This is a genomic window from Hyalangium minutum (assembly GCF_000737315.1).
GTDB lineage: Bacteria > Myxococcota > Myxococcia > Myxococcales > Myxococcaceae > Hyalangium > Hyalangium minutum.
The window spans coordinates 230,040-255,276 of the sequence record NZ_JMCB01000007.1 but is presented as its reverse complement, the minus strand read 5'-3'; the positions used below and the strand labels follow the sequence as shown (position 1 = coordinate 255,276).

The 25,237-nt window shown below is 67.9% G+C and carries 23 protein-coding genes; 10 read left to right on the top strand and 13 right to left on the bottom strand.

Annotated features, from left to right (window positions below; translation table 11 throughout):
* Positions 1 to 81: 81 nt before the first annotated feature.
* Genes DB31_RS20675 through rimO form a run of 4 tightly spaced genes read left to right on the top strand, consistent with a single transcriptional unit; the run spans position 82 to position 4,763 of the window.
* Positions 82 to 1,722, top strand: coding sequence for a ribonuclease J (locus tag DB31_RS20675; protein WP_044190601.1), 1,641 nt, complete (start codon positions 82 to 84; stop codon positions 1,720 to 1,722).
* A gap of 17 nt (positions 1,723 to 1,739) precedes the next feature.
* Entirely contained in the window at positions 1,740 to 2,237 is a 498-nt protein-coding gene (locus DB31_RS20670; protein ID WP_044190599.1) for a YajQ family cyclic di-GMP-binding protein, read from the top strand.
* Between the two features lie 2 nt (positions 2,238 to 2,239).
* Positions 2,240 to 3,349 (top strand): DOMON domain-containing protein, encoded by a 1,110-nt coding sequence (locus DB31_RS20665; RefSeq protein WP_044190596.1) that lies wholly within the window; start codon positions 2,240 to 2,242, stop codon positions 3,347 to 3,349.
* Between the two features lie 34 nt (positions 3,350 to 3,383).
* Positions 3,384 to 4,763 carry a 30S ribosomal protein S12 methylthiotransferase RimO gene (gene rimO, locus DB31_RS20660; protein ID WP_240486797.1) on the top strand — a complete coding sequence of 460 codons (1,380 nt, stop codon included), beginning with the start codon at positions 3,384 to 3,386 and terminating at the stop codon, positions 4,761 to 4,763.
* 24 nt (positions 4,764 to 4,787) lie between these two features.
* Here rimO and DB31_RS20655 read toward each other — a convergent pair whose 3' ends face one another.
* From DB31_RS20655 to rplU, 6 genes are all read right to left on the bottom strand, one after another.
* On the bottom strand, positions 4,788 to 6,200 hold the full coding sequence (locus DB31_RS20655) for a hypothetical protein (protein WP_157232092.1): 1,413 nt from the start codon (positions 6,198 to 6,200) through the stop codon (positions 4,788 to 4,790).
* A 6-nt stretch (positions 6,201 to 6,206) separates the two neighbouring features.
* Positions 6,207 to 7,034 carry an outer membrane lipoprotein periplasmic chaperone LolA gene (gene lolA, locus DB31_RS20650; RefSeq protein ID WP_044190591.1) on the bottom strand — a complete coding sequence of 276 codons (828 nt, stop codon included), beginning with the start codon at positions 7,032 to 7,034 and terminating at the stop codon, positions 6,207 to 6,209.
* Between the two features lie 78 nt (positions 7,035 to 7,112).
* Positions 7,113 to 7,793 (bottom strand): TrmH family RNA methyltransferase, encoded by a 681-nt coding sequence (locus DB31_RS20645; RefSeq protein WP_044190588.1) that lies wholly within the window; start codon positions 7,791 to 7,793, stop codon positions 7,113 to 7,115.
* A 4-nt stretch (positions 7,794 to 7,797) separates the two neighbouring features.
* Complete coding sequence (gene obgE / locus DB31_RS20640) at positions 7,798 to 9,108, bottom strand: GTPase ObgE (protein ID WP_044190585.1); 1,311 nt, start codon at positions 9,106 to 9,108, stop codon at positions 7,798 to 7,800.
* A gap of 149 nt (positions 9,109 to 9,257) precedes the next feature.
* Positions 9,258 to 9,524 carry a 50S ribosomal protein L27 gene (rpmA, locus tag DB31_RS20635; RefSeq protein ID WP_044190582.1) on the bottom strand — a complete coding sequence of 89 codons (267 nt, stop codon included), beginning with the start codon at positions 9,522 to 9,524 and terminating at the stop codon, positions 9,258 to 9,260.
* Positions 9,525 to 9,583: 59 nt separating this feature from the next.
* Complete coding sequence (rplU, locus tag DB31_RS20630; protein WP_044190579.1) at positions 9,584 to 9,892, bottom strand: 50S ribosomal protein L21; 309 nt, start codon at positions 9,890 to 9,892, stop codon at positions 9,584 to 9,586.
* A gap of 257 nt (positions 9,893 to 10,149) precedes the next feature.
* On the opposite strand from rplU, the gene DB31_RS20625 reads away from it, so the two are divergent.
* Entirely contained in the window at positions 10,150 to 10,554 is a 405-nt protein-coding gene (locus DB31_RS20625; RefSeq protein WP_044190576.1) for a hypothetical protein, read from the top strand.
* Positions 10,555 to 10,633: 79 nt separating this feature from the next.
* On the opposite strand, the gene DB31_RS20620 is transcribed toward DB31_RS20625, so the two are convergent.
* A complete protein-coding gene (locus DB31_RS20620; RefSeq protein WP_205628538.1) occupies positions 10,634 to 12,487 on the bottom strand; it encodes a protein kinase domain-containing protein in 1,854 nt (617 codons plus the stop codon).
* Positions 12,488 to 12,767: 280 nt separating this feature from the next.
* Here DB31_RS20620 and DB31_RS20615 point away from each other — a divergent pair, with 280 nt between their 5' ends.
* Entirely contained in the window at positions 12,768 to 13,724 is a 957-nt protein-coding gene (locus tag DB31_RS20615; protein WP_044190574.1) for an isopenicillin N synthase family dioxygenase, read from the top strand.
* Positions 13,725 to 13,737: 13 nt separating this feature from the next.
* Positions 13,738 to 14,826, top strand: a complete 1,089-nt coding sequence (locus DB31_RS20610; RefSeq protein ID WP_044190572.1) for a carbon-nitrogen hydrolase family protein — start codon at positions 13,738 to 13,740, stop codon at positions 14,824 to 14,826.
* 12 nt (positions 14,827 to 14,838) lie between these two features.
* On the opposite strand, the gene gatB is transcribed toward DB31_RS20610, so the two are convergent.
* Genes gatB through DB31_RS51275 form a run of 5 tightly spaced genes read right to left on the bottom strand, consistent with a single transcriptional unit; the run spans position 14,839 to position 19,813 of the window.
* Positions 14,839 to 16,284 carry an Asp-tRNA(Asn)/Glu-tRNA(Gln) amidotransferase subunit GatB gene (gene gatB / locus DB31_RS20605; RefSeq protein ID WP_044190570.1) on the bottom strand — a complete coding sequence of 482 codons (1,446 nt, stop codon included), beginning with the start codon at positions 16,282 to 16,284 and terminating at the stop codon, positions 14,839 to 14,841.
* A 21-nt stretch (positions 16,285 to 16,305) separates the two neighbouring features.
* Entirely contained in the window at positions 16,306 to 17,766 is a 1,461-nt protein-coding gene (gatA, locus tag DB31_RS20600) for an Asp-tRNA(Asn)/Glu-tRNA(Gln) amidotransferase subunit GatA (protein ID WP_044190568.1), read from the bottom strand.
* Between the two features lie 4 nt (positions 17,767 to 17,770).
* Complete coding sequence (gene gatC, locus DB31_RS20595) at positions 17,771 to 18,058, bottom strand: Asp-tRNA(Asn)/Glu-tRNA(Gln) amidotransferase subunit GatC (RefSeq protein ID WP_044190565.1); 288 nt, start codon at positions 18,056 to 18,058, stop codon at positions 17,771 to 17,773.
* 15 nt (positions 18,059 to 18,073) lie between these two features.
* Positions 18,074 to 18,400 (bottom strand): TFIIB-type zinc ribbon-containing protein, encoded by a 327-nt coding sequence (locus tag DB31_RS20590; RefSeq protein WP_044190564.1) that lies wholly within the window; start codon positions 18,398 to 18,400, stop codon positions 18,074 to 18,076.
* Positions 18,401 to 18,409: 9 nt separating this feature from the next.
* Positions 18,410 to 19,813, bottom strand: coding sequence for a tetratricopeptide repeat protein (locus DB31_RS51275; protein ID WP_044190563.1), 1,404 nt, complete (start codon positions 19,811 to 19,813; stop codon positions 18,410 to 18,412).
* Between the two features lie 175 nt (positions 19,814 to 19,988).
* Here DB31_RS51275 and DB31_RS20580 point away from each other — a divergent pair, with 175 nt between their 5' ends.
* Genes DB31_RS20580 through DB31_RS20570 form a run of 3 tightly spaced genes read left to right on the top strand, consistent with a single transcriptional unit; the run spans position 19,989 to position 24,739 of the window.
* Positions 19,989 to 23,144 (top strand): DNA translocase FtsK, encoded by a 3,156-nt coding sequence (locus DB31_RS20580; RefSeq protein WP_044190562.1) that lies wholly within the window; start codon positions 19,989 to 19,991, stop codon positions 23,142 to 23,144.
* An 11-nt stretch (positions 23,145 to 23,155) separates the two neighbouring features.
* On the top strand, positions 23,156 to 23,437 hold the full coding sequence (locus DB31_RS20575) for an antibiotic biosynthesis monooxygenase family protein (RefSeq protein WP_044190561.1): 282 nt from the start codon (positions 23,156 to 23,158) through the stop codon (positions 23,435 to 23,437).
* 48 nt (positions 23,438 to 23,485) lie between these two features.
* Positions 23,486 to 24,739: a THUMP domain-containing class I SAM-dependent RNA methyltransferase gene (locus DB31_RS20570; protein ID WP_044190560.1), complete on the top strand. Its 1,254-nt coding sequence runs from the start codon at positions 23,486 to 23,488 to the stop codon at positions 24,737 to 24,739.
* Here DB31_RS20570 and plsY read toward each other — a convergent pair.
* Positions 24,656 to 25,234 (bottom strand): glycerol-3-phosphate 1-O-acyltransferase PlsY, encoded by a 579-nt coding sequence (plsY, locus tag DB31_RS20565; RefSeq protein ID WP_044190558.1) that lies wholly within the window; start codon positions 25,232 to 25,234, stop codon positions 24,656 to 24,658. The genes DB31_RS20570 and plsY overlap by 84 nt on opposite strands.
* Between the last annotated feature and the right edge of the window lie 3 nt (positions 25,235 to 25,237).

Sequence of the window (25,237 nt, the reverse complement as noted above, 5' to 3'; positions counted from 1 at the left end):
CAGGCTCCCAGCAGGCAAGAAGGCAGGCGCTCGCTTAAAACGCTCGGGCGGCGCCGGGCCACAGGCCATAATCAGTAGGGCATGCTCCATGTCATTCCCCTGGGAGGTCTGGGCGAGATCGGCCTCAACGCGATGGTGCTCGCGTGCCGTGGGGAGATGATCCTCATCGACGCTGGGCTCATGTTCCCGTCCGAGGCCGCCCCAGGGGTGGACATCATCGTCCCGGACTTCAGTCACATCCGGCAGAACGCCTCCCAGCTCAAAGGCATCGTCCTCACCCACGGCCACGAGGACCACACGGGCGCCCTCCCCTACCTGCTCAGCGAGGTGAACGTCCCCGTCTATGGCACCCGCTTCACCCTCGCCATGGCCCGCCAGCGCCTGGACGAGCTGGGTGTCATCGCGGACCTGCGGGAGATCGAGCCGCGCACCCCGTTCTCCGTCGGCTCCGTCTTCACCGTCGAGGCCAGCCGCGTCACTCACACCGTGCCGGATGCCGTGGGCTACATCGTCCGCACCCCCGAGGGCACCCTCATCCACACGGGGGACTTCAAGCTGGACCCGGATCCCATCGACGGCCTCCGCACAGACCTCGAGCGCTGGGGCGAGGCCGGCGAGCAGGGCGTCCTCTGCCTCCTGTCCGACTCCACCAACTCGGAGTTCACCAACGAGACCGGCAGCGAGCGCGTGGTCGAGCAGACCTTCGACCGCCTCTTCCACGAGGCCCAGGGCCGCATCGTCGTGGCCCTCTTTGCCTCCAACCTCCACCGTGTGCGCACTGTTCTCAAACTCGCCGAGCGGTTGGAGCGCAAAGTAGCCCTCCAGGGCCGCAGCATGGCGCGCAACGTGGAGCTGGCGCGGCAGATGGGCTACCTCGACGTCCCCGAATCCCTCTTCGTCCCGCTGGACGCGGTGGCGAGGCTCGCGGCCAACAAGGTGGTGCTGCTCTCCACCGGGGCTCAGGGTGAGGCGCGCGCCGGACTGGCCCAGCTCGCCTCGGGCAATGGCGCCGTCCGGCTGGACCCCGGGGATATGGTCGTCCTCAGCTCTCGCCCCATTCCCGGCAACGAGCGCGCCGTGGGCGCCCTGCTCGACCAGCTGCACTGGACTGGGGCCCGCATCGTCTACGCGCAGGTGGAGCCCGGCGTCCACGTCTCGGGCCATGCCAGCAAGCCGCAGCAGCGGCGTGTCCTGGATCTCGTCCGCCCCCAGCACTTCATCCCCATCCACGGAGAGCTTCGCCACCTCCACCGCCACCTGGCCACCGCGCGCGAAGCCGGGCTCGCTCCTGAGCGGCTCCTCCTGGCCCAGGACGGAGACCTCGTCACCTTCGAGAAGGGCCGGGCCCGGTTCGCCGGCAACGTCCCCACCGGGCGCGTCCACAAGGACCTCTACAGCGGCGGCCTTGTCACCCCCGAGTCCCTTCAGGAGCGCACCAAGCTGGCGGAAACAGGGCTCGTCGTCGCCGCCGTCGTCATCGACCGTGCCTCGCTGGCGCTGATGGCGGGCCCCCAGCTGTCGGGCCACGGACTGTCCCTGGACGAACAGGTGCTGCTGCCCCGAGTGGCCGACGAGGCCCGGAACATCTTCCTGCAGATGTCCCCACAGCTGCGCGGGGATGACGCCTTGGTGCGAGAAGAGGTGACTCGGGCCGTCCGCCGGGCCTTCAAGCTCTACACCGCCAAGCGCCCGCTGGTGGTGCCCATGGTCGTCAAGGTGTGATAAGGGCCCTGGGGCCCATGCCTTCCTTCGACGTCATCTCAAAAATTGACCAGGCCGAGCTCGATAACGCGGTCAACCAGACCAAGAAGGAGCTCAGCACCCGCTATGACTTCCAGGGTGCCCAGCCCGACATCGTCATCTCCCCGGATCGCGCCCTGCTGACCGTCAAGGCCAACACCGAGGAGCGCGTCAAGGCAGCCAAGGAAGTCCTTCTCGCCAAGCTCGCCAAGCGCGGCATCTCCCTGCACGCGCTCGAGTTCCTGGACATCGAGAAGACGGGCCTCCACAGCGTGAAGCAGAACATCAAGCTCCAGCAGGGCATCCCCGTGGAGAAGGCCAAGGAGCTGGTGAAGCTCCTCAAGGAGTCCAAGCTGAAGCTCCAGGGCTCCATCCAGGGCGACGAGCTCCGCATCAGCGGCAAGAACAAGGACGACCTGCAGGCCGCCATGGCGCTGTTCCGCAAGGAGCAGGAGCGGCTGAAGCTGGACATGCAGTTCACCAACTTCCGGGAATAGCCATGCGCGCTCTGCTCCTCGCCCTCAGCTTCCTCATCGCGCCCGCACTCGCCTCCGCGCAGGAGGAGCGCCCCACCAAGGTTGTCCCCGCCCTCGCCAAGGCGCCCAAGCTGGACGGCGTCCTCAAGGACCTCGCTCCGGCCCTCACGCTCCGTGCTCCCGCCTCGACCGAGTCCGCGGGCTTCAACACCCGGGTGGCTTGGCGCAAGGACACGCTCTACGTGGGCGTAGAGGCCACGGATGATCAGCTCCTCGCGCGCGACCTGTTCACCCTGACCCTCTTCTTCCCTGGCGCGGGCCCCACCGCCATCGGCAACACCTTCCGGTTCGCGTTCGATGGCAAGCGCCCCTCGCCCGCCGAGAGCGGCACCTCCGCCTTCGCGCAGGAGCAAGTCCAGATCGGTGTGGACCGCAAGGAGAAGGCGCTGAACCTGGAGATCGCCATCCCCGTCACGGCGTTCCCGCGCTTCCCCGCAGTCGAGCCGCTCGTGTTTGACCTCTGCGTCACCTTCGAGGACCAGGACGCCGTGGGCGACAAGCCCACCCCGCTCTCCAACTGCAAGGACGGGGGCATGCTCGGTGAGGCCCTCAAGCTGCCGGACGAGTTCCGCAAGAACCTGAAGCTCAAGCCCCCTGAAGATGTCATCTCCTTGGAGGCCACTCGCGGCGGGTGGCTGGGCTGGGGCGTGCTCCATTACCCGGTCTGGGTGGAGGCCGAGAAGCCCCTGACCTCCGATTCGCTCCGCGCCATGGTGGCCTTGGACAGCGTCGATCCGGAGAAGGTCAATGTGAATGTCCCGGAGACGCTCCTGCTCAGTGGCGGGCGGACGCTTCTCACCGTTGTCTCCGGCAAGGACCCCTACGCCGTCGAGGGCAAGTGCGAGGGAGACCACGAGCTGCGGCTCGGCATCTACCTTCTGCAGGGAAGAGGAAACAAGACGGCGACACGAGCGCTCGAGTGGCCGGCTGCTACCTGTGCGCTGGGCCGGGCCCTCTCCGTCAGTCTGGAAGAAGAAGACGGAGCCTTGAGCATCGGTTACTCGAACGGCGCAATCATCAACTTCGCCTGGAGTGGGGACCACTTCGAGCGAACGGAACTCGGAAAGCGGTAGAGCAGTGCCTCAAGACCCCAAGAGCCTTTACATGATGACCCTCGGCTGCCCGAAGAACCGGGTGGACTCCGAGGTGATGCTTGGCACCCTCAAGCAGCGCGGCTACCAGTTGGTGCAGGATCCCGCCGCCGCCGAAGTCATCGTCGTCAACACGTGCGCCTTCATCGGCCCCGCCAAGCAGGAGTCCGTGGACTCCATCCTGGAGATGGCCGAGTACAAGAAGAGCGGCGCGTGCAGCACCCTCGTCGTCACCGGGTGCCTCTCGCAGCGCTACGGCGGCGAGCTGTCCCAGGAGATGCCCGAGGTGGACCACTTCCTCGGCACCAGCGCCTATGCGCAGATCGGCGACCTGCTCGCGGCCGAGGCCTCTCCGCGCCAGGTCATCCCGGATCCGGACTACATCCACAACGCGAGCACGCCTCGCGAGAACTCGATGCCGTCGTACACCGCCTATCTCAAGGTGTCCGAGGGCTGCGACAACGCCTGCGCCTTCTGCATCATCCCCAAGCTGCGCGGCGGCCAGCGCTCGCGCACCATCGCGGACGTCGTCGCCGAGGCCGAGCGTCTGGCGGACCAGGGCGTGCAGGAGCTGAACCTGGTGGCGCAGGACCTGACGGCGTACGGGCATGACCTGCCCGGCAAGCCCAAGCTCCAGGACCTACTCAAGGAGCTGGTGAAGGTGGACGTGCGGTGGATCCGCCTGCACTACGCCTATCCGCGCGTGTTCCCAGACGAGCTCATCGAGGTCATGGCGACGGAGAAGAAGATCGCCAAGTACCTGGACATGCCCATCCAGCACGCGAGCGACAAGCTGCTCATGTCGATGAAGCGCGGCCGCAACTCGCAGTTCCTCACGGACCTGCTGGTCAAGCTGCGCGCCCGCGTGCCGGGGCTGGTGATGCGCACGTCGATGATCGTCGGCCTGCCAGGCGAGACGGAAGAGGACTTCGAGCTGCTCAAGGAGTTCGTCAAGACGCAGCGCTTCGAGCGGCTCGGCGTGTTCCAGTACTCCGATGAGGAGGGCACCGCCGCGTTCGATTTGCCGAACAAGGTGCCGCAGAAGACCATCGAGCGCCGCTGGCGCGAGATCATGGCCATCCAGAAGCGCATCAACCGCGAGCAGAACAAGAAGCTCGTGGGCAAGCGCATCGAGGTGCTCGTGGAGGGCCCCAGCCCCGAGACCGAGCACCTGCTGGTGGGCCGCCACGAGGGCCAAGCTCCCGAGATCGACGGGCAGGTCTACATCAATGATGGCCTCGCCTACCCCGGCGAGTTCGTCACCATCGAGGTGACCGAGGCCCACGACTACGATCTCGTCGGCCGGGTGGTGGAGCGTCCGGATCCGAAGCAGCGCAAGCACAAGGCCCGGGACGCGGCCCCCACCGCCATGGCCACCTGGACATCTCCCCGCTAACTCCAGGTTGAAGCCCGCGGGCTTCTACTTGGGATCCTCGGGCTCCCGCTCCCGCTCCTCGGGAGGCGGAGCCTGAGGCAGCTTGGGTTTGCGGCTCGCAGCGCTCATGCCCTCTTCCAGCGGAGAGAGCTGGCACTCGCAGAGCGTGCGCCGCGTGCGCAGCTCATGGACGAAGGCGCACGTCAGCGGGCACTCCGGCTGAATCCCATCCTCCACGAGGGCCAGCGCGTAGCCCTTCGCCGCCGAGAGCTCCGCGTGGCACTGCGGCAGGGATCGGGCGAGCGAAGGCCACGGCAGGCGGTGCTGCGTCGTCGCGCCCCGGCTCCCCGGCATGAAGGTGAAGCCGACCCGGCAGCCTGTTCGAAGGGCCTGCCCGTCCTCCCCCAGAGGCTCCACGTAGAGCCGTCCCCCCTCAGGCAAGTCACGAAAGGTCGTTGCTGTCACGGTGAGCGAGCCATCCGGCTCCTTCCGCGAGTGCAGCGCGTAGCAGGACTCCTCGTCAAAGCCCTCAGTACCAGGCCGGGCGCAGCGCTGGCGCGCTCCCGAGGCCAGCACTCGAGGCCGGCGGAGCAGAAGGACACCCGCCTGCGCATCAATGGTTGCCCGGAAGCGGCCCCAGACATCCGGCCCCAGGCGCCCCAGCGAACTCGGAGAGGCCCACCCGCCCGTCTCGACCGGGAGCGAACGCACGCCCACGCCCTGAGCCACCTCCACGGCATCCACCCACATAGCGCGCGCGGGCTGGCCGCTGGCGGTCTCCAGCGGCTTCAGGCCCTGCGCCTCGGCAGCGCCCACCGCGATTCGAGAGAACGGATCGCGCGTCGAGAGCACGAAGGGCCCCGTCAAGCGGGCTTCGCCTTGCACCACCCGGCCCGCCAGCAACGGCCAGTCGCCCTTGGGCTCGCGGCTCAGCTCCAGCACGTGCGCCTCTTGAGAGGGGTCCGCGCCGGGCGCGGTGAGCTCGGCCATGTACGCCTCTCGGGAGCGCGACACGGCAAAGGACACCTCGCGGCGCAGCGGATCCACCGTGAGCGCGTACGGGTGGAGCACGTCCATGCCCAGCGTCACGGAACAGACCGGCTCTCGAGTGAGGCCCGCGGAAAAGCCCGGCAGCGCGACGTCACCCACGCGAAAGCCCGGCAGCGGCACCATCGCCCACTCCTTCATGCCGTTGGGGTCGGGGGCACGCACCTGCCCCTCGATGGGAGGCGGTGCTCCCTCGAAGCATGCGGGGGCCACCACCGATAGGGGCCGATCCACATCGAGCATGATCGGCACCTGCTTCGCGCCCAGGCTGCCTGCAATGACGAGGCGCAACGCTGGGGAGGACAGCAGCGGGAAGGTCTTCCCGGCGAAGCTGCCCTTCTCGGGCGCAGCTACCGTACTCCGGTGGCAACCGGCCAGGACACACAGGGCCACGAGGAGCGCGCGGCGCACGTCGGGCTACTTCTTCGGCTTGGTGAAGTCGTCGACGCGCGTGCCCTCGGGCGGGTTGATCTTGAAGCTATCCGCCGAGATGCCCACGTTCTGCTTCAGGTTCAGGAACGAGATGGTGTTCTCGCTGCCATCCGGATCCACCACCGTGCTCTTGAGCACCTGCGCCGTGTTGGTGTCCACCTCCAGGCGCACCTGACGGAAGCGCGGATCCGGCTGCGCTGGGTCCAGCACCAGGAGCGTGCCCTTGCAATCCGCGCACGTGCCCTTCTTGATGTTGAACTCGTCGGCCAGTTTCCCCTGCCCGAACAGGAACGTCACCGAAGCCGAGAGCTTGCTCGTGTCCAGGCTCGCCACTGTGAGGCTCTGCGCCTCCGGGTCGTACGCGTACACCTTGCTGCCCGCCAACACGAACGTGCGCTTCGAGGGATTCTCGTACTCCCAGCGCATCAGCGCCGGCTTCTTGTACGTCACCGTCCCCGTGGACGTCTGGGTCCGGCGGAAGGTCTTGTACTTGTAGTCTTGCTTGAAGTCCGACCGGAAGTCGGTGGTCTTCTCGTAGAAGGCCTGCATCCGCTCCACCAGCGCCTTCACGTCCGGCGCCACGCTGCCCTTCACCGTCCCGGCGGGCTTGCTGGGCTCGGCCGCAGGAGTGGCCGCCGCAGGAGCCGGAGCCGCCGGAGCGGGAGCAGGAGTCGCGGGCTTCGCAGCGGGGTCACCAGCAGGCTTCGCCTCCGCGGGCTTGGACTCGGCGGCCGCTGCGGGCTTCTGCGCCTGGGCCACCGGCGCAGCAGGCTGCGCGGACAGCAGGAGGGCGAGCAAGGTGTCGATGAGCATGGCGGTGCGATCTCCGAGCAGGCCCCATGGGCCCGTGATGGCTTCTAGCGCTTCAGACGGGGGCCTCGCCCCCCTCATTCACGGCTGCTTTCCCTTGAAAATCCGCTTCCTTTGCTTGACAGCCAGGACATAGAAGCGCTCGCGCAGGGCCTGGGCCTCCTCGGGAGTCAGGTCTCCCACCTTCCCCAGGTGCTCTTCCCGCCAGGCAATCGCCCGGCTGATGCAGGCCGACGCCGCAGCGGAGATGTTCACGCTCTGACTGAAGCCCCGCATGGGGATCCAGAAGGTGCCGTCCACGCCCGCGAGCACCTCCTCGCTCACCCCATAGCGCTCGTTGCCGAAGATGATCGCGATCTTCGAGTCGAAGCGCAGCGAGTACAGGCTCGCCGCGCCCTCGCGGATCGCCGAGGCGTACAGGGCGAACCCACGGCTCTTGAGGTGCTCGCGGCACTCGGCGAACGTCTTGTACTGCTTCACGTCCAGCCACTTGTCGCACCCCTGGGCCACGCGCGAGTTCGGTAAGAACGGCGCCTCGGGGTTGATGACGATGTGCACCTCCTGCACGCCCATGGCCTCGCAGGTGCGCAGCACCGCCGCCATGTTGAAGCTGTCCTCCAGCCGGTCCAACACCACCGTGAAGGTCCGCGTCCGCTGCTCCACCACGCGGTCGATCTTCTCCTTGCGCACGTCGAGCAGGAACGACTCCGGCTCGACCTGCTTCTGCTCGAACGGCTCGTAGCGAGGCCCACCTCCACTCATCGCTTCAGGACCTCCGCCCCGCCTTCGCCACGGTCTTCGCGCGCGCACCCGTCTTCCCACGGGCCGGGGCCTTCTTCGCCGCCGCCTTCTTGGCTGCCGCCTTCTTCGCCGGAGCCTTCTTGGCTGCACCCTTCTTCGCCAGAGCCTTTTTCGCCGGAGCCTTCTTCGCCGGAGCCTTCTTCGCCGCTGCCTTTTTGGCCGGAGCCTTCTTCACCGCTGCCTTCTTGGCAGGCTGCTTCGCAGCGGAAACCTTCTTGGCCGGAGCCTTCTTCGCGGGCTTCTCAGGCCGCTCCACCTGGAGCTTGCCCGTCCGGCCCGTGAAGAGCACCTCGGCCGTGACGTCCAGCAGGGCCTGGAGCCCCTCGCCTGTCGCCGTGGACACGGGGAACACCGCCACCCCGCGCTTGCGCATGGCCGCCGTGAACTTCTCCAGCCGCTCGCGCGCCTCGGTGATGTCCACCTTGTTGGGCGCCACCACCTGCGGCTTCTTCGACAGCTCCGCGCTGTACTTCTCCAGTTCGCGGTTGAGAATGTCGTAGTCCTTCACCGGATCACGCCCCTCGCCCTCCGCTCCCAGGTCGATGAGGTGGATGAGCACCTTGCAGCGCTCCACGTGCCGCAGGAACTGGTGCCCCAGTCCCACACCCTCGCTGGCGCCCTCGATCAGCCCGGGGATGTCCGCCATCACGAAGGACAGGTTGTCCTTGTACTGGATCATGCCCAGGTTCGGCACCAGCGTGGTGAACGGGTAGTCCGCGATCTTCGGCCGCGCCCGGCTCACCCGAGAGATGAGCGTGCTCTTGCCCGCGTTCGGGAAGCCCAGGAGCCCCACATCCGCCAGGAGCTTCAGCTCGAGGATCAGCGTGCGCTCCTCGCCCTTCGTCCCCTCCTGGGCAAACCGCGGCGTCTGCCGCGTGGAGGTGGCGAAGTTCATGTTCCCCAGCCCACCCCGCCCGCCCTGCGCCGCCACATACTGTTGCCCCGGCTCGCTCAGGTCCGCCAGCAGCTCGCCCGAGTCTGCCTCCCGGATCAGCGTGCCCGACGGCACCTTGAGAATCAGGTCGTCGGACGCGCGCCCGTTGCAGTCGCTGCCCATCCCGTTCTCGCCGTTCTTGGCGCGGTGGTGCTGCTGGTAGCGGAAGTCCAAAAGCGTGGTGAGCTGCGGATCAGCCACGAATATCACCGAGCCGCCGTTGCCCCCATCCCCGCCGCTGGGCCCACCGCGCTCGATAAACTTCTCCCGCCGGAAGGCGACGGCGCCATGACCGCCATCCCCCGCCTTCACGAAGATGCGGACTTCGTCGACGAATTTCATACGCTGGCCTCTCCCCGCTCAGGGGGGATCCATGTTCAAAAACGCAGAACGGGCCGCCCTCGCGTCCAGCCGCCTTCTGGCGTTGGACCGGGAGCGACCCGCTCGCTTGCAGACGGGCCCGCCTGAGGGCAGGCCCGTGGAGACGCCGCTTAGGCGCTCGCCTGGGCCGGGTAGACCGAGACCTTCTTCCGGTCGCGCCCGAGCCGCTCGTACTTCACCACTCCGTCCACCGTGGAGTAGAGGGTGTAGTCACGCCCCAACTTCACGTTGGTGCCGGGGTGAATGACCGTGCCGAGCTGCCGCACGAGGATGCTCCCCGCCGACACCTCTTCGCCGCCGAACACCTTCACACCGCGGCGCTGCGAATTCGAGTCGCGCCCGTTGCGAGACGAGCCTTGTCCCTTTTTATGAGCCATGACACCTGTCCTACGAGAACCGAGCGGCCTCGCGGCGCCCGGGAAAAGTTGACCCGACCTTAGCCGGAGATGGAGGTAACCTTGACCTCGGTGTACGGCTGACGGTGACCCCGGCGGCGCGTCCAGCCCTCCTTCTCCTTGCGGAAATGGAGGACGCGGCGGTGCTTGTCCTGAGCCAGGATCTTGCCCACCACCTTGGCGCCACCCACCGTCGGCCGGCCCACCTTCGGGGAGTCCGAGCCGCCCAGCATGAGGACGTCGTTGAAGGTCACCTCGGTGCCGACATTGCCCGCAACCTTCTCGATGCGGAGGACATCGCCCTCGGCCACGCGGTACTGCTTACCGCCCGTGCGAATCACTGCGTACATCGTCTAACCCTCGAGTCGATTCGGGTTGGGTCAACCCGTGGAATCCACCGCGCATTCCGGACGGCTGGCCGTCCGCATACGCAAAGGAGGGCCGATCTACGGGAGATGATCCTAGGAGTCAAGGCAGATGCAGGGCTCAGGCCCACATCCATACAGCAAACAGCGGAGCTGATGCCTGCTTGAATGCATTTCTGGCCAGCCCCCAATCCCCCGCTAGGATGCGCGCCCTCACTTGCTGGATACCAAGGAGTCAATACATGAAGCGGCTGATCGGTGCTTTCGCTGTGGTTTCCCTGTCCCTGATGGGCTGTGGTGGTTCTCTGTGCGATGACCTGGCGGACTCTGACAAGGACTTCTACGAGAAGACCAAGGCCTGTTCGTCGTTCAACGACGGCACGCCGTACACCGAGCCCACGGAGGCGCAGCTCGAGCAGTGTGAGCAGCAGACCAAGTCCTGCACGGATGCCGACAAGGACAAGATCCGCGACTTCAACTCCTGCGTGGCGGATCTGGATAAGTGCACTGCGGCCACTGAGCAGCAGTTCACCAACTCGTTCGCGGGCTGCGCGCTCTCCCACCTCGCCAACATCAGCGACACGTGCCTCTCGTCGGTGGGCGAGGACAGCGTTCGCCAGGGCGCGCGCCTGGTGAACCCCCGCTAACTGAAGCCCCCCGCAGTTCCTCAGGCCCCAGCCCCGCTCGCGGGTGTCTGGGGCCTTCGTTTGCCCGGGCTCCGCCGGCTCAAGGCGAGGGGCGGCTCGACAAGGCCCGGCGCAACGCGCGGTACCGCTGGAGCAGGGCGAGGTCCAGCGGATCCACCGCCAGCCCCCGCTCGTAGGCCTCCACGGCGCGCGCGAGCTGGCCGTTCTTCTCGTAGGCGTTGCCCGTGAGGATGTGGACGCGTGCCGTGCCCGCCGCGTTGGGCCGCCGGACGAGGAAGTCTTTGCGCAGAGCCTCGAGCTGCGTGACGGTGAGGCCCGCGGACAGGCAGCTCTCCACGCCCCGGAAGTTGCCGAGCAGTGCGTCATACATCGCCCGGCGAGTCACGTTCGTCAGCGTCTCTCCCGCATCCCGCACGCGGGTGAGCACCGACTCCAGCAGCGCGCGCTGCGAGGACGAGAGTGGGCGGCCCTTCAGACCCTCCAGTTCCCCGAGGGCCACGCGCACGCGGGTCCGGATGGTCTCAAGGTTCGCGTCCTGCGGGAGCGACAGCAGGGAGTAGTGGTCCTTCTGGAGGTTCGTGCGGAAGCCCTCCAGCAGCACCTCGGCCTCTACGTCCTTGGAGGGCTCGGCCACCGCCACCTGCGGGGTATTGCCCGTGCCTCCCTTGAGGAGCTGGTCAATGGCCGCCTTGAAGTCGGCCGAGGCATCCACGAACTGCACCCCGAAGCCGGGCGCCATGCCCCAGAGCAGGGCCTGCTCCGGCGTCACGAGGCGCACCACCTCGCAGTTGGCCGTGAGCGCCCCGCGCCCCAGCTCCAGCGTCACCTGAACCCGGGAGAAGAGCGGGGGCAGCTCCCCCTGCGTGCGGAGGAACAGTCCACCGCGGGCAATGTCCGAGCACACCAGCCGCTCCGGCTGCGCCCCCGGACGGAGTACCACCCGCGCGGGCAGCTCCACCGGACGCGCTCGGCGGCGCGACGGCGTCTCTCGCACCGGGCTGGCGACCGGAGGCGGCGGCGCCGGAGGAGGCTCAGGAGGCGGCCCTCGGAGCTCCTCCGCAAGAGCGGCCTCCAGGGCGGCCTTCAGGGCCAGGGCGTTCTCGTACCGGTCCGTCAGCGACTTGGCGAGCGAGCGCAGGATGACCGCGTCCACGGGAATGGACACGCCCGCGTAGATGGACCGCGGAGGCGGTGGGGGAATCGTCTGGTGCGCCACGAGCTGGGCGGCCGTCCCCTCCTCCATGAAGGGAAGCCTCCCGGTGGCCATCTGGTAGGCGATGACGCCCAGCGAATAGACGTCCGCGCGCCCATCCAGCCGCAGGCTGCGCGACTGCTCGGGCGACATGTACTCCGGCGTGCCGACGATGATGCCCGCCTGTGTCTGCGGCCCCGCCCCGTCGATGAGCTTGGCGATGCCGAAGTCGAGCACCTTCACGAAGGGCGGCGCGCCCTTGGCCCGCTGAACCAGGAAGATGTTGTCGGGCTTCAGGTCGCGGTGGACGATGCCGCGCAAGTGGGCCGCGTGCAGCGCCTCGCAGGCCTGGGACAGGATGGGGATCCACACCTCCGCCTTCACCGGCGTGCCCACCATCGAGGACAGCGGAACCCCCTCCAGGTACTCCATGATGAGGTAGGGCCGCGGGGGCGCGGAGTTCAGGTCGAAGATGCTGACGATGTTCTCGTGGCCGATGAGGTTCACGGCCCGCGCCTCGGCGTGGAAGCGCTGGACGAGCTCGGGATAGGCGGCCAGGTGCTCGTGCAGCACCTTCACCGCCATGCGGCTGCCAATGGACACGTGCTCGCCCAGGTAGACGGTGCCCATGCCGCCCCGCCCGAGCCGCCGCACCAAGCGGAAGCTTCCAAGCTGCGTCCCCAGCAGCGGATCCTCTTCATCCGCCGTCATCATGTCTGGGGAGTTGTGCTCATCCTCCATGGCGGGTGCGCAATCCTCGCTGGCCCAGGACAGGCCTCTTCATGCAGTGCGCTGCGTTGGCGTGTGCCTGCAGGCAGTCTCTACCAACGTACGCATGATCAGATGCCGTCATCCTGCCCCAGAAGTGGGAGTTTTAAAGCGGCCCAGGGGTCTAGCGCCACCCTGGAGTGAAGAGCCCCGGAAGGAGCGCCCCCCTGTCCGCCAGGGTAGCGGACGGGCTCGTCCGATGCACGGACGGTTTCACTCAAGAGATCCAAGGAGATAGGTAGAGTGACGCACCATGTCCAACCCGGCCCGTCGCATCCCGCTCGTCAACCTCGCCCACTACCGTTCCGGGACCCCACAGGAACGCGCTCGCTTCGTCCAGGTCTTCGGAGATGCCCTCAAGGAGTTCGGCTTCGTCTCCGTGGAAGGCCACGGCATCGAGGACAGCCTCATCCGCCGCACCTACTCGGACGTAGAGCGCTTCTTCAATCTCTCAGAAGACAAGAAGCGCCGCTATACCGTCCCCGGTGGCGCCGGCCAGCGCGGCTACACGGGCTACGGCCAGGAGCACGCCAAGAACCGTACCGTGGGCGACCTCAAGGAGTTCTGGCATGTGGGCCGGGAACTGAATCCCACCCACCCGCACTTTTCTCCGCACTATGGCCCCAACGTGTGGCCCGAGGAGGTGCCGTCGTTCAAGGAGAGCACCCTGAAGCTCTTCGGCGAGTTGGACCTGGCAGCGTCGGTGATGCTGCACGCACTCGCGGAGTACTTTGGCGTGGCGCGGGACACCTTCAGCGCCATGGCGCAGGACGGTAACTCCATCCTGCGGCTCATCCACTACCCGCCGCTGAAGGAGCGCTTCATCCCCGGCGGAGTGCGCGCCGCCGAGCACGAGGACATCAACCTCATCACCCTGCTGTGCGAGGGCACCGCCTCGGGGCTGGAGCTGCTCACGCGGGATGGAGAGTGGATCCCCGTGGACACGCTGCGCGGGCAGATCGTCGTGGACTCGGGCGACATGCTCAGCCGCGTGACGAACAACGTGATTCCCTCGACGACGCATCGCGTGGTGAACCCGAAGAGCGCCGAGGACGACACCACGCGCTACTCGATGCCCTTCTTCGTGCACCCGTATCCGAACTGTCTGCTGGAGACGCTGCCGCTGGCGGCCACGGGCACAGGCCTGCCTCCCATCACCGCGGATACGTTCCTCCAGCAGCGCCTGAGGGAGATTGGGCTGATCAAGTAGCATTGGCGTCTCAGTGGACGCCCCCCTCCCCTGCACGCACGTCGAGCTGTTCGCTGTCCAACCCTGCATCTCGCTGGAGGACTACTCCAGCGAGGAGCGCTTCGTTGACCGGCACCGCGCCCTCGCCCGTCGAATCGATACGCTCCGGGCTCGGGATGCGCTGGGGCGCCCGCTGTACCCGGCCCTGGCCGTCTGGCCGGAGATGGTCGGCGCTCCCCTGGGGCTCATGGGCCATCTCCACCGAGTGCGCCGCTCCCGGACGACCCAGGGTGCCATGATCCGCGTGGCCCTGACCGAGGCCCTTGCGCTGGCTTCGGCGGCCCTGCGCTACCGGCCGTCTTCCCTCGAAGAGTGCCTCTATGCCGCCGTGGCAGGCCGGGTGCACCGGGCCATGTGGCGCACGTTCTCGGGAATAGCCCGGGACTTCGGCCTGTGGGTTGTCGGCGGGAGTGCGCTGCTGCCCCGGAGCAAGCTCGGAGCGGACACCGAGGACTTCGTGCCGGTGAACGCGCGCACGTACAACACGAGCTACACGTTCTCTCCCGAGGGCCGCTGCGTCGCGGTGACGCGGAAGGTGAACCTGGTGCCCACGCAAGAGGATGTCGTCCGCCTCAGCCCAGGGCGCCCCGAGGAATTGGAGGTGGTGCCCACTCCCTTCGGCCGGCTCGGCACGCTCATCTGTTACGACGGCTTCCGCGAGGCCCACACCTCACAGGAGCCCTCGTTCGTGCCCGCCGCGCGGGTGCTGGATGCGCTGGGGGCGGACATCATCGCGCAGCCCTCGGCCAACGCGTGGGCTTGGGATGGACCGTGGGCGTTCAACGCCCCCGGAGAGACGCAACTGCGGTGCGAGCAGTGGTTCAACGAGGGGCTCTACTCCCAGCTCGCGGCGCTCCAGCGCGTGCGCTATGCGGTGAACCCTCAGCTCGTCGGGAGCTTCTTCGAGAACGTCTTCGAGGCCCCCTCGCTCATCTTCGAGCGCGTGCGCCCAGGCGAGGTGCGGGTCCTCGCCCAATCCGCGACTCCCCGGGCAGAGGACGTCCTGCACGTCACCGTGCCCCTGGACCTCCACGGGAACGCATCGCGCGCCCCACAGGCGTGAGGCGGCCCGGGCTCAGTCCCCGAGCTTCTTCTTCAGCAGGTCGTTGACGAGCGTGGGGTTGCCCTTGCCCTTCATCGCCTTCATCACCTGCCCCACGAAGAAACCAAAGATCTGCTTCTTGCCGGCCCGGTACTTCTCCACCTCGCCCGCGTTCTTCGCGAGGATTTCGTCCACCACCGCCTCCACCGCGCCCGAGTCGCTGACCTGCGCCAGCCCCTTCTCCGCGATGATGGCGTCCGGCGCCTTGCCCGTGCGGAACATCTCCCCGAGCACGTCCTTGGCCGCGTTGTTCGACAGCGTCCCCTTCTCCACTGCCGTGAGCAGCTCCGCCAGCTGCGCTGGCGTGAACTTGAGCGTGGAGATCGTCACCGCTCCAGCGCTCTCGTTCAGCAGGCGCGCCAGCTCCCCCTGGAACCAGTTGGAGAGCTTCTTGTAGTCCTTGGAGTGCTGCGCGCAGGCCTCGAAGAACTCGGCCAGCGGGCGCTCGGAGCACAGCAACTTCGCGTCATACGCGGGCAGCCCGTACTGGCTCATGAACCGCTGCAGCTTCGGGCGCGGCAGCTCCGGCAGCCCCTGCGCCATCTGGTCGATCAGCGCATCCGCGACGTGCAGCGGCGGCAGGTCCGGCTCCGGGAAGTAGCGGTAGTCGTGCGCCTCTTCCTTCGAGCGCATGGATCGCGACTCGTAGCGCTGCGTGTCCCAGAGCCGCGTCTCCTGGTCGATCTTCCCGCCCGCCTCGATGACGTCCACGTGCCGGCTGATCTCGTACTCGATGGCCTGCTTGATGAAGCGGTACGAGTTGATGTTCTTCAGCTCCACGCGCGTGCCGTACTTCGTGTCGCCCTTGCGCATCACCGACACGTTGGCATCGCAGCGGAACGAGCCCTCCTCCAGGTTCCCGTCGTTCACCCCGAGGTACACCAGCACCTCGCGCAGCGCCTTGAGGTACTCCACCGCCTCGTCCGCGTTCCGCAGATCCGGCTCGCTGACGATCTCCAGCAGCGGCACCCCCGCGCGGTTCAGGTCCACCAGGCTCTCGCCCACCGCCGCGTCGTGCACGTTCTTCCCCGCGTCCTCCTCCATGTGGATGCGGCGGATGTTGATGACCTTCTCGCCCTCGGGCGTGTCGATCGTCAGCTTGCCCCACTCGCAAATGGGCTGGTCGAACTGGGTAATTTGGTAGCCCTTGGGCAAGTCCGGATAGAAGTAGTTCTTCCGGCTCCAGATGCTCGTCTTCTTGATGGTGCAGCCCAGCGCCAGGCCCGTGCGGACGGCGAACTCCACCACCCGCTGGTTGAGCACCGGCAGCACCCCAGGCATGCCGAGGCACACCGGGCATGTGTTGCGGTTCGGCTCGGCGCCGAACTCCGTGGAGCACCCACAGAAGATCTTCGACTTCGTGAGCAGCTGGGCGTGGACCTCGAGGCCGATGACAGGCTGGAAATCGCTCAGGGGCATGACGGTACCTGGGGCGCTCCTCTAGAGCGGGGCGAGGCGGCGGGAGAAGTCGTGCTCACGCTCGAAGGCCCGAGCGATGCGCAAGAGCCGCGCCTCGTCGAAGGGCTTGCCGAGAATCTGCAGCCCAATGGGCAGGTTCGACTTCGTGAAGCCACACGGCAACGACAGGCCGGGCAGCCCCGCCAGGTTGCACGGCAGCGTGAACACGTCCATGAGGTACATGGACAGCGGGTTGTCCGTCTTCTCGCCCAGCTTGAACGGCGGCACGGGCGAGGCCGGCGAGAGGATCGCATCCACCTGCTCGAAGGCCTTCGTGAAGTCCTGGCGGATGAGGGTGCGGACCTTCTGCGCGCGCACGTAGTAGGCGTCGTAGTAGCCCGCCGACAGGGCGTAGGTGCCCAGCATGATGCGGTGCTTCACCTCGGAGCCGAAGCCGCGGTCCCGGGACTGGCCGTACATCTCCCGCAGGCCCTTGGCGTCCTTGGCGCGCAGCCCGTAGCGCACGCCGTCGTAGCGCGCGAGGTTGCTGGAGGCCTCGGCCGGAGCCAGCAGGTAGTACGTGGCCAACGCGTACTTCGTGTGCGGCAGCGACACTTCCACCAGCGTCGCGCCCAGGCGCTCGTAGGCCGCCATGGCCTGGCGCACCGTGGCCTCCACCTCGGGGTCCATGCCCTCGATGAAGTACTCGCGCGGCACGCCGAGCTTCAGACCGCGCACGCCGCCCTCAAGGTCCTCGCTGTAGTTGGGCGCCTCCACCGGCGCGGAGGTGGAGTCGAGCGGATCGTGCTGGGCGATGAGCTGCAGCAGCGCCGCCGTGTCCGGCACCGTGCGCGCCATCGGCCCCACTTGGTCCAGCGACGAGGCGTAGGCGATGACTCCGTAGCGGGAGACGCGCCCGTACGTCGGCTTGATGCCCACCAGGTTGGTGAACGCCGCGGGCTGGCGAATGGAACCGCCCGTGTCCGTTCCCAGCGCGCCGAACACCTCGCGCGCCGCGACTGCCGCCGCCGAGCCTCCCGAGGAGCCTCCCGGCGTCCGGTCCAGCGCCCAGGGGTTGTGCGTGGGGCCGTAGGCGCTGCTCTCGTTGGACGAGCCCATGGCGAACTCGTCCAGGTTCAGCTTGCCCACGATGGGCAGGCCCGCCTTCTTGAGCAGGCCCACCACCGTCGAGTCGTAGGGAGGGCTGAACCCTTCCAGGATGCGCGAGCCCGCCGTCGTCGGCACGCCCTCCGTGAGGAAGAGATCCTTCACCCCGATGGGCACCCCATCCAACGGACTGGCCGGACTGCCGGCCTTTCGGCGTGCGTCACTGGCCTCGGCGGCCGCCAGTGCGCCCTTCTCGTCCAGGCACAGGAAGGCCTTCACCTTCCCATCCACCTGGGCGATGCGCGCCAGGCACGCCCGCGTCACCTCCACCGAGGAGACCTCTCCCGCGGCCAGCTTCGCCGCCAGCTCCAGCATCGACAGGTCGGTCAGCTCCATGGCCTCACTCGATGATCTTCGGAACCGCGAAGCTGGTGCCCACCTTCGAAGGAGCATTGGCCAGCCCCTTCTCCGGCGGCAGCGACGGCCGCGTCACGTCCTCGCGCAACAGCGAGGCCGCGAGCGTGGCATGCGAGGTGGGCTCCACACCGCTCACGTCGAGTTCCTGCAGCTGCGCCACCGCGTCCAGCACCGCGGAGAGCTGCGTGGCGTAGCGCTGCTCCTCCTCGGGCGTCAGCGACAGCCGCGCCAGGTTGGCCACATGGCGGACCTGCTCGATCGTGAGCTTCATGCGGAGGACTCCGGACTACTTGCGCTTGAACAGGTTGAGGACGGCGCCCATCACCTTGCCGCCCCCCTCGGGGCCCTGCTTGATGATGGACTCCAGCTCACCCGCGTCCAGCCACACACCGTGGCAGTTGAAGCAGGTGTCGATCTCCACCGAGCCCTTGCTGAGCGTCTGCAGGTCCATGCCGCACTTGGGGCACTTCATGTAGTGCAGCTGCATCAGCTCCTCGCGGCGCTTGGCCGCCAGTTCCTCCGCCTGCTGAAGCGCCAGCTTGCGCTTCTTCTCGATATCCTCGCGGGCGAAGTACTCCTCCTCGGTGGACGACGGCTTGTCGAAGTCAGCCATGTGTTCTCCTCACTCCTTCAAACGCTCGATCGCGGTGCGTGCTACCGCGGCCTCGGGGCCGTTCGGCAGGACCGCAAGGTACCGCTCGTAGTAGCGGATTGCCTCTGCCTTCTTTCCCTGGGAGCGGTAGGTCTCCGCAAGTCCCATGATGGCATCCCCGTAATTCGGGTTGATTTTCAGGGACTCCTTGAACTCGGTCTCCGCCTGACGAGGCTCTCCCAGGTCCAGGTAGGCAAATCCCCGCCCCGCATACGGCTCCGCCCGGTCTGGCTCCATCTCCGCCGCCTCCGCGTAGGCATCCAGGGCCTGCTGGGGCCGCTCACGCTCGCGCAGGCGATCTCCTTGAGCCACCCAATAATCGAAGTCCCGGACGGGAGCGGGCCGCTTCACCGCGCCCCCGTCCGTGGCGACGCCCGCGTCCACGAGCCCGGCGTCCAGGGCCGTGCCAGCATCCACGCTCGTTCCAGCGTCCTGGGCGGTCCCGGCGTCCTCCGAAGTGCCGCCATCGCCTGTTCCCGGCGTCCCCGCCAGAACTCCCCCATCCTCCGAGGGAGCTGGCGTGCTCCCGGCATCGGCTCGAAGCTGGGCCTCTGCCGCGGCCTGGGTGGCGCGGATCTGCGCTTGCCGTTCTTTCTCGAGACGCTCGGCTTCGAGCCGCGCGGTGGCCTCCGCACGCAGAGCCTCATCCTCCGGACGAGGCATCACCACCAGGTAGTAGTACCCAAGTGCTCCCACCCCCAGCAGGGCCAGGAGCGCGACGAGGACAACTGGCAGCTTGCTCCCTTTTCGTGCGGCGGGAGCGGACTCCAGGGGCGCCGCAGTGCCTGGAGTCATCCCCAGTTGAGCCTGCAGCACGACGGCCCGCTGAGCTTCGTCCACCACCTGAAAGAAGGTTGCCAGCTCCGCGATGTCCCCCAGCCGCTTCCAGGTCTCTCCCGTCAGGGAGATCTCGTCATCGCGCGCCACCTTGCGCTCGACGATCCACTTCTGGAGGGTGGTGAGGTCCTTAAAGGTGAAGGTGTTGCCGCTGGGCTGGCGGAGGCGCCACTCGCGCGACCCCGGAGCTGCTGGGGGCAGCACTTGGGCGGAGGGCTGCGGCGAGGCCGAAGGTGGAGCCTGGACCGCAGGCTCCGGGCTGGGGGCAGCCGTCACCGGGGGCGGCGTGCTCATGGGCGGCGAGAGTGGGCGCAGTCCTGGCGGAGGCCCCCCCACAGGAGGCGCCGTGGGCTCTCCTGGAGCTGCGGGCGCCGCGGGCACCTGTCCCGGCTTCACCGGCACCGTGACGACCAGTGCCTTCTTCTTCACCACGAAGACGTGGTGACACGTCGTGCACTGGACGGTAACTCCCGTCTCGGAAATCCGGGAGTCATCGATTTCGTACTGCGTCTTGCAGCGCTCGCATCGGACGTCCATGCACCCCGCCTGCCCTCTTCGGTCCGGGCACCATACTGACTCCAGAGCCGTAGGGCCTCAAATTGGTGAGCGCCCTGCCGTGCATCCAACGGCCGGAAAATTGACCCGTCCCCCACCCTCCCTACACTCGCCCGGGCAGTCGCTACAGCCTGCTACGAGTCTCAAGAGGAAGGTCATGGCGGCCAGGAAGTCGTCCACCAGGGCGGAGAAGACGGTCCTGTCGAGGCAGGACATCGCTACGCGTCGCAAGGCGCTGGCGGAGAAGAAGATGCAGACGGGGGGGACGGGACGGAAGGCGCTGCTGGGCGTCTTCATCCTCGCCGCATCCCTCATCTCTCTGCTGTCGGTGGCATCCTTTGATGCGCACGACCGGGTGGGCCCCGGGTTCCGGAACCTGGTCGGCCCCATGGGCCACCTCGTCGCCGAGTCCCTGCGAGGCCTGCTCGGCGTGTGCGCCTACCTCGTTCCCAGCTGCGGCCTCTATGCCGCCGCGGTCATCTTCGTGGGCAACCGCGAGCGCCGCCGCCTGCCTCAGATTGTCGCGCTGACGATGCTGACGATCAGCGTGGCCGTGCTCGCGCAGCTCATCTTCGGAGGCGATCCCGGCTGGGCGCATCCGCCCGGTGGTGCCGTGGGTGCGAGCCTCGGTGGGCTGATGCAGGGCCTGTTCTCCACCGTGGGCACCGTCATTCTCGTCACCGCCGTGTCCGTGGCAGCGCTCATCGTCGGCACCCAGTACACCTTCCTGAAGCTGTGCGCGCTGGCGTGGGCAGGGCTGAGCGTGCTCGGCCGCCAGGCTCAGGAGTCCTTCGTGGCCTTCCTCGAGGCGCAGAAGGTCGCCTACAAGGAGCGCCAGGAGCGGCTCGAGCAGGAGAAGCAGGAGGAGGCGGCGTTCCTCGCGCAGCTCGAGGCGGATGAGGAGGAGTTGGAGGAGGCCGAGCGCGATGCCGCCGAGGCCGAGGCTGCCGAGGCCGAGGCCATGGCCGAGGAGGCCGTGCGGCTGGCTCGGGAGCAGGAGAAAGAGCAGCTCCAGCTCGCCAAGAAGACAGCGAAGGAGACCAAGGAGGCGGCTCGCGAGGCGCGTCTCAAGGAGAAGGAGACGCCGGACGAGCTGCCTTCTGGGGCTCCTGTGCTCGCCCTGCCCGAGAAGCTCGAGAAGCTCGAGAAGCGTCCGGCGCCGGGAGCCGATCCGGCCTGGGCCTCGTTCCTCGCGCCCACCCCTGCGGTGCCTGCCGCCGCCAATGCGGCCCCGTCCGAGCCTCCCCGCAAGCGCGAGCGCAAGGGACCGAACATCGTCACCCCGCCGGCCGCGTCCAATTCCGTGCCGCCCGTGCCGGCCTCTGCCCTGGCTGCGTCCGCGGCTGCCGCGGAGCCCGTTCCCGCTGCGGCGGCGAACCCGCTTGCTGCGCTGGCCGCGGCTCCTCCCACTGCGGCTCCAGCTGCTGCGAGCCCTGCCGCCATTGTCCCGGCGCCTGCGTCCGCGCTGGCGCGCATGCCGCTCATCGTGGAGCCCAAAGCGCCGCCCAAGCCCACCGCTCCGAAGAAGAAGGAGAACGAGTTCGAGTTCGTCGGAGGCCGCAAGAGCTTCTCGCTGCCGCCGCTCGACGTGCTCGAGTGCGACAAGAAGGAGCGCTCCGAGCTGGACAAGGACGCGTTCCTCGTCACGGCGGAGAAGCTGCGCGCCAAGCTGGCCGACTTCGGCATCCAGGGCGAGGTGGTGGAGATCCGCCCCGGTCCTGTCGTCACCATGTACGAGTTCCTCCCGGGCCCCGGCATCAAGGTGAGCAAGATCGCCGCGCTCGCGGATGACCTCGCCATGGCGATGGAGGCCATGCGCGTGCGCATCGTCGCCCCCATTCCCGGCAAGGGCGTGGTGGGCATCGAGGTCCCTAATAAGGATCGCGAGACCGTCTACCTCAAGGAGATCGCCGAGCAGGACGCCTTCCAGAAGGGCTCGAGCCGCCTGACCATGTGCGTGGGCAAGGACATCGAGGGCATGCCGTACGTCTTCGACCTGGCCAAGGCGCCGCACCTGCTCATCGCGGGTACCACCGGCTCCGGTAAGTCCGTGGCCGTCAACTCGATGATCATGAGCATCCTCCTGAAGTCCACGCCGGAGGAGGTCCGCTTCATCATGGTGGACCCGAAGATGCTCGAGCTGTCCGTCTACGAGGGCATCCCCCACCTGCTGCTGCCCGTGGTGACCGACCCGAAGAAGGCCGCGCTCGCGCTGCGCTGGGCGGTGGAGGAGATGGAGCGCCGCTACCAGATGCTGTCCGAGGCGGGCGTGCGCAACATCGCCGGCTTCAACAAGCTGGTGGAGAGCACCGCCACCGTGGTGTCCACGGCCGAGAAGCCCGCGGCGGAGAAGAAGCCCTCCAAGCCGAAGAACGTGCTCGTGGTGGACGTGGCCCAGGACGAGGCCGCTCCCGCCGCAGCCGCCGCCACGAGCGACGAGGGCCCCGGTGTCGCCGCGCCCAAGGACGACCTCGAGGACATGCGCGAGGCCGTGGCATCCGAGCCCGAGCCCACGGAGGCCGCTCAGGACGACGCGGAGAACGAGGCCGGGGAGCTGGAGGCCCAGGAGTCCTCGGAGAACGAGGAGGCCGCTGCCGACTCCGCCGAGCCCGCCGAGCCCGAGAAGAAGGAGCTCAAGAAGCTGCCGTACATCGTGGTCATCATCGACGAGCTGGCGGACCTGATGATGGTCGCCAGCCGCGAGGTGGAGACCTACGTGGCGCGCCTGGCTCAGATGGCCCGCGCCGCCGGCATCCACCTGATGGTCGCCACACAGCGCCCGTCCACGGACGTCGTCACGGGCATCATCAAGGCCAACTTCCCCACGCGCATCAGCTTCATGCTGCGCTCGAAGCCGGACTCGATGACGATTCTGGGCACGGTGGGCGCCGAGGCCCTGCTCGGCATGGGCGACATGCTCATCATGCCGCCCACGAGCGCCCACCTGCAGCGTGTGCACGGTGCCTTCGTCTCCGAGACGGAGATCAAGCGCGCGGTGGACCACCTCAAGGCCCAGGGCAAGCCCGTCTTCGACGAGTCCATCCTCAAGCCGCGCGACGAGGACGTGGAGAGCGGTGGCGAGGAGGACGAGCTGTCCGACGAGTTGTACGACCAGGCGCTCGCCACCGTGAGCGAGATGCGCGCGGTGTCCATCTCCATGCTCCAGCGCAAGATGCGCATCGGGTACAACCGCGCCGCCCGCATGATCGAGCGGATGGAGCGTGACGGCGTGGTCGGCCCGGCCGACGGCGCCAAGCCCCGCGAGGTGCTCATCCGCGCCGTGGGAGACATGCCCGGCGCGGGTGCGATGTAGAACGTGAAGGGATGATTGTCGCCATCTCGCGCTTCCGCCCTCCTCCCGACCAGGCCGAGGGCCTGGTCTCCCGCTTCCGGGAGCGCTCACGGCTCGTGGATGCGCACGCCGGGTTCCTGGGCCTGGAGGTCCTGCGCTCCTACGAGCGCCAGCCGGAGTTCCTGCTGGTGACACGCTGGCGGGACAGGGAGGCACTGCGCGCCTACCTGCAGTCCCCGGACTTCCAGGTCGCCAGGGCTGCCAGCGTCGCGGAGGACGCCACCTTCACGATGTATGAGGTGGTGGGCGAATAAGTCTCTTCTCCGTTTCCAAGCGGCCTCGGGTTCGTTAAGGGCGTTGTCATGGCTGAACGCCTCGCTCTCTTCGCCACCACCGCCCGCGGCACCGAAGACCTCCTGGCCGAGGAGCTTCGTGAGCTCGGCGCTCGCCGCATCCGCCAGGACCGGGGCGGGGTGCGCTTCCTGGCCTCGCTCGATGAGGCGCTCCGCGTGTGCCTCTGGTCTCGCATCGCGATGCGGGTGCTCTACCCGCTGGGCGAGTTCGAGGCCCACGGCGCGGAGGGACTCTACGAGGCGGCGGCCAGCGTGCCCTGGGAGGAGCACCTCACGACCGAGAACACCTTCGCGGTGGAGGCCACGCTGAAGGACAGCGAGCACAGCCACTCGGGCTTCGTGGCGCTCAAGGTGAAGGATGCCCTCGTGGACCGGATGCGCGGCACGCTGGGGGCTCGGCCCGACGTGAACACGCGCAACCCGGACGTGAGCGTGGTGGCCCACCTGGCGCGCGAGCGGCTGTCGCTCTCGCTGGACCTGTGCGGCGAGCCTCTGCACCGCCGGGGCTACCGCGTGCGCCCCACTCCCGCGCCTTTGAAGGAGACCCTGGCCGCGGCATTGCTGCGAGCGGCTCGCTATACCGGCGAGGAGTCCGTGGTGGACCCCATGTGCGGCTCCGGCACGCTGCTCATTGAAGCAGGGCTCATCGCACGGCGGCGAGCGCCGGGGATTGGCCGCTCGTTCGCGGTGGAGCGCTGGCCGCACCTGGGAGCCCGAGCCAAGGAGCTGCTGGAGGATCTGCGCGCGGACGCCCGGCGGAACGAGCGCAAGGTGACCGTGGCGCTGCGGGGCTTCGACAAGGATCCCGAGGCGCTGGATGCCGCTCGACGGAACGTGCAGGCCGCGCGGCTCTCGGAGGAGATCGAGATCACCGAGGGCGACGCCACCAAGCCCCTTCCCCTGCCCGAGGGCGGCGGCCTGCTCATCACCAACCCTCCTTACGGGGAGCGCATCGGCACGGGCGGCCAGAAGGGCATGAAGTCCTTCTACTTCAAGCTCGGGGAGAACCTCCGGACCTTGGATGGATGGCGGATCTACGTGCTCTCCGGCAACCCGGCCTTCGAGAGCGCCTTCCACGCGCGGCCCTCGGCTCGCCGGGACGTGTGGAACGGTCCCATCCCCTGCACCCTGCTGGGCTACCGCATCGGAATGAAGGGCCCCGCTTCGGAGAAGGAGGACTCAGAGCCGGCGCTCGGTGTGGCGCAGCAGGCGAAGGATGTTGCTCCGGTGCGTCCAGAGGATGAAGGCGAAGAGCAATCCTGAGAGCACTGCGTACTCCGGGGCTCGGGCCGTGAGCACCGCCGTGATGACCGCGGCCACGCCCGCTGACAGGGAGCCGAGCGAGCTCATCCGGGTCGTCACCAGCACCAGTCCATAGACCGTGAGCCCAGCAAGTGCGGCCCAGGGAACGAGGACGAGGAGAACACCGAGCGCGGTGGCAACACCCTTGCCCCCGTGGAACTTGAGCCACACGGGATAGCAGTGCCCCAGGAACGCAGCGAACGCCACGGCCACGTGCGCAAGCGGGTGGTCCGGCAGGAACCGCAGCGCCAGCAGCACGGGCAGGGTCCCCTTGAGCGCATCAAGCACGAGGACCAGCACGCCCAGCTTCTTGCCCGCGACGCGTGCGACGTTGGTGGCGCCGATGTTGCCGCTGCCCTGCTCCCGGACATCCACCCCGCGCGTCCAGCGCGTCACCAGCACCCCAAAGGGGATGGAGCCCGCCAGGTAGCCCAACAGGAGGAAGGCCGGGAGCACGCG